The organism is Proteus faecis (assembly GCF_030286765.1).
GTDB classification, from domain to species: Bacteria; Pseudomonadota; Gammaproteobacteria; order Enterobacterales; family Enterobacteriaceae; genus Proteus; species Proteus faecis.
In genome coordinates this window covers 1-2321 of record NZ_JASVWV010000044.1, presented here as the reverse complement: position 1 = coordinate 2321, position 2321 = coordinate 1, and the positions used below count along the sequence as shown (strand labels likewise).

The window sequence follows — 2321 nt, the reverse complement described above, 5'->3', positions numbered from 1 at the left end:
AATTTAGCTAAGTCTGGTTAGGTTGGGTTTCTTTCGACGGTGCAATCCAAGAAATCCCTAGTCCGTTGATTGGTGCTCTTATCAGGTACGCACTGTAATCTTTCGATACCGCAGCGTGATTCGGAGGCAGAGCCGGAATTTCGTGTTCCGGTACGTTTTACTACCACAATTTGCCTGTTTATCCTTTCGGAGACCGGGCTAAGTCCGAGTCAATCAAGTGGTGCATTTGAGTTAATGTCGTTGAATGGTTTTAAGGAAGTAGTGACAAGCTAGCTTCCCATTGCTAAGATTGGATTACCACATCGAAATCGTAGCAATGAATGCACCGATTTAGAGTACCAGAGCCCCATGACCCTGTCACGGGGCTTTGTTACATCTGAAGCCTGATAATCCTCACAAATTGAATCCGCAACGCTCGCCGCAAGATGAAAATTTATTTTTCATCGAGGAAGCGTCATATCGTCAGACCTAAATAAAATCAACGTACTCACATTACGGTAATGTCACTACAAAATGCTTTGATTCTGCTTTGTAAGTGCTTTGGTAATGCTTTGTTTTTGTAATATGTGCTTTGGAAATGCTTTGTTTTTGCTTTGAAAGTGCTTTGTTTAATTATCGAATATCCAATACGAAAAAAATTACAGGCACGACAGCGATGTATACAAATCGCGTGCTTAGGGAATAAATTCCCTAATACCCTTTTTCAATCTCTACGAGCTATTTCTAACCATGCAGGATAGGGATAGCGAGCCCAAATGTAGCCACATGTGATTCTATCCCTCCTGAACTTGCAGTTGGCTGTTGAAACAAAAATGAGTCTGACCTCGATTTTTTAGGTTTCCGATCATCATTAAAAATACTACCGCCCTCGCTTTACTCGGTTGGTCAAATCGCCGAACACCACAAAACTAGTTTGTGCTTTTCGGCGATTTCAGAACGATTTTTCCGCCTACCTTGATGGTGTTAAAAATGAACCAGAACGGCACGAAAACCGTTCTAAACTTTCAGCGTAGATTTGGGTGTTTTATAGGGGGATTGTGTCTTAAAATCGTTTTGAGGGGCTTTAATGGGGATAAACGGGCGGTTTTCGCTAACTAACTCGCCCGTTTAACATAAAAGGGATTATAGGAACGTATTTAGATGGTTTTCTCGTCACCTTTGTATGCCCATCCCTGTTTTTTTGCTGCTTCTGTTAGTTTTATTATGGCTTCAATATCTGGGATACGAGCTTGGCCTCTGGCTGCTTGTAATTTTCCCTCTGGATTTTTCCAAATAAAACGAAAGCCTTTGTCGTTATTTTCAGGTTTGCCATCTTCGTAATCATATAAACACCATTGAAAGCAGAGTGTCCATTCACCGTATTTCTGTTCAACGGAATCTATAACGTGAACGCGAGCCATTATTTTATTCCTCTGGTTGATTTACTTAACTGTACTTAACTGTACTTAACTGTTGTGTTTCCGTAAACTGTTATTATCATCTTGTTTTTTTAAGTATTTGATAAATAGTATTAATAATAACAATAATTGAGGGTTTTAATATGAATATTAATGATATGGCTGATGACTTATGGGGTGCATTGATTTCAGGGGTACTGAAAAGTTTTTGTAGTGGAGGTTTTCCATCAGCACCGGTGATTCAGGTGAATTTTTGGGACCAGTATCGAACGCGTCACTCCATAACTGATCTTGATGGAATGCTAATTTACGAGGTGTTAGATGAATTGGTTAGGAGAGGATGGATCAGAGTAAGTGGTAGTTGGTTTGATTTTAATTAAAGTTATTGATTTTTAACTGTTTTTGTGATAAAATTAACGGCACTGGCGAAGTCGAGTGATTCGACAGATTCCAAAGGCAATCTTCGATACCACTCGACTTCGCCAGTTATCAACTAAGTGTTTGATTTTTAATGTAAATTTAAAAATACCTTTCATTTATTACCTCTATGCTGTTTTGATAATTACGTTTCTCCTACTTGAGGAGGATGTGTCGCTAAGGTCGTTTGTTTACCACCTTATGGACTTGTTTATTATATCAGAAATAGTTGACAAAATTAAGCGTAAATAGCTAAAAAACAAGAAAAAAATGCCTAATGCCCCAGTGTGGTACTAATCAAAACGGAGCGAAGCGACATCATCTTCCTGTCTTTGCTTTTCTCCATGATCAGTTACTGGGTCATGGTTTCTTAGCGGATTAATTTAGCTAAGTCTGGTTAGGTTGGGTTTCTTTCGACGGTGCAATCCAAGAAATCCCTAGTCCGTTGATTGGTGCTCTTATCAGGTACGCACTGTAATCTTTCGATACCGCAGCGTGATTCGGAGG

The 2321-nt window shown here is 39.4% G+C and carries 2 protein-coding genes; one reads left to right on the top strand and one right to left on the bottom strand.

All coding sequences use genetic code 11. The features are described from left to right. Window positions 1-1136: 1136 nt before the first annotated feature. Window positions 1137-1400 carry a hypothetical protein gene (locus tag QSH13_RS18350; RefSeq protein WP_286039448.1) on the bottom strand — a complete coding sequence of 88 codons (264 nt, stop codon included), beginning with the start codon at window positions 1398-1400 and terminating at the stop codon, window positions 1137-1139. Window positions 1401-1540: 140 nt separating this feature from the next. Between QSH13_RS18350 and QSH13_RS18345 the strand changes: the two genes are divergently transcribed. Further along, window positions 1541-1777, top strand: coding sequence for a hypothetical protein (locus QSH13_RS18345; protein WP_286039449.1), 237 nt, complete (start codon window positions 1541-1543; stop codon window positions 1775-1777). Window positions 1778-2321 lie beyond the last annotated feature (544 nt).

Bases quoted from the DNA above. Each gene is read 5' to 3' on its own strand.
- QSH13_RS18350 (WP_286039448.1), bottom strand. From the start codon at position 1,400: ATGGCTCGCGTTCACGTTATAGATTCCGTTGAACAGAAATACGGTGAA.
- QSH13_RS18345 (WP_286039449.1), top strand. From the start codon at position 1,541: ATGAATATTAATGATATGGCTGATGACTTATGGGGTGCATTGATTTCA.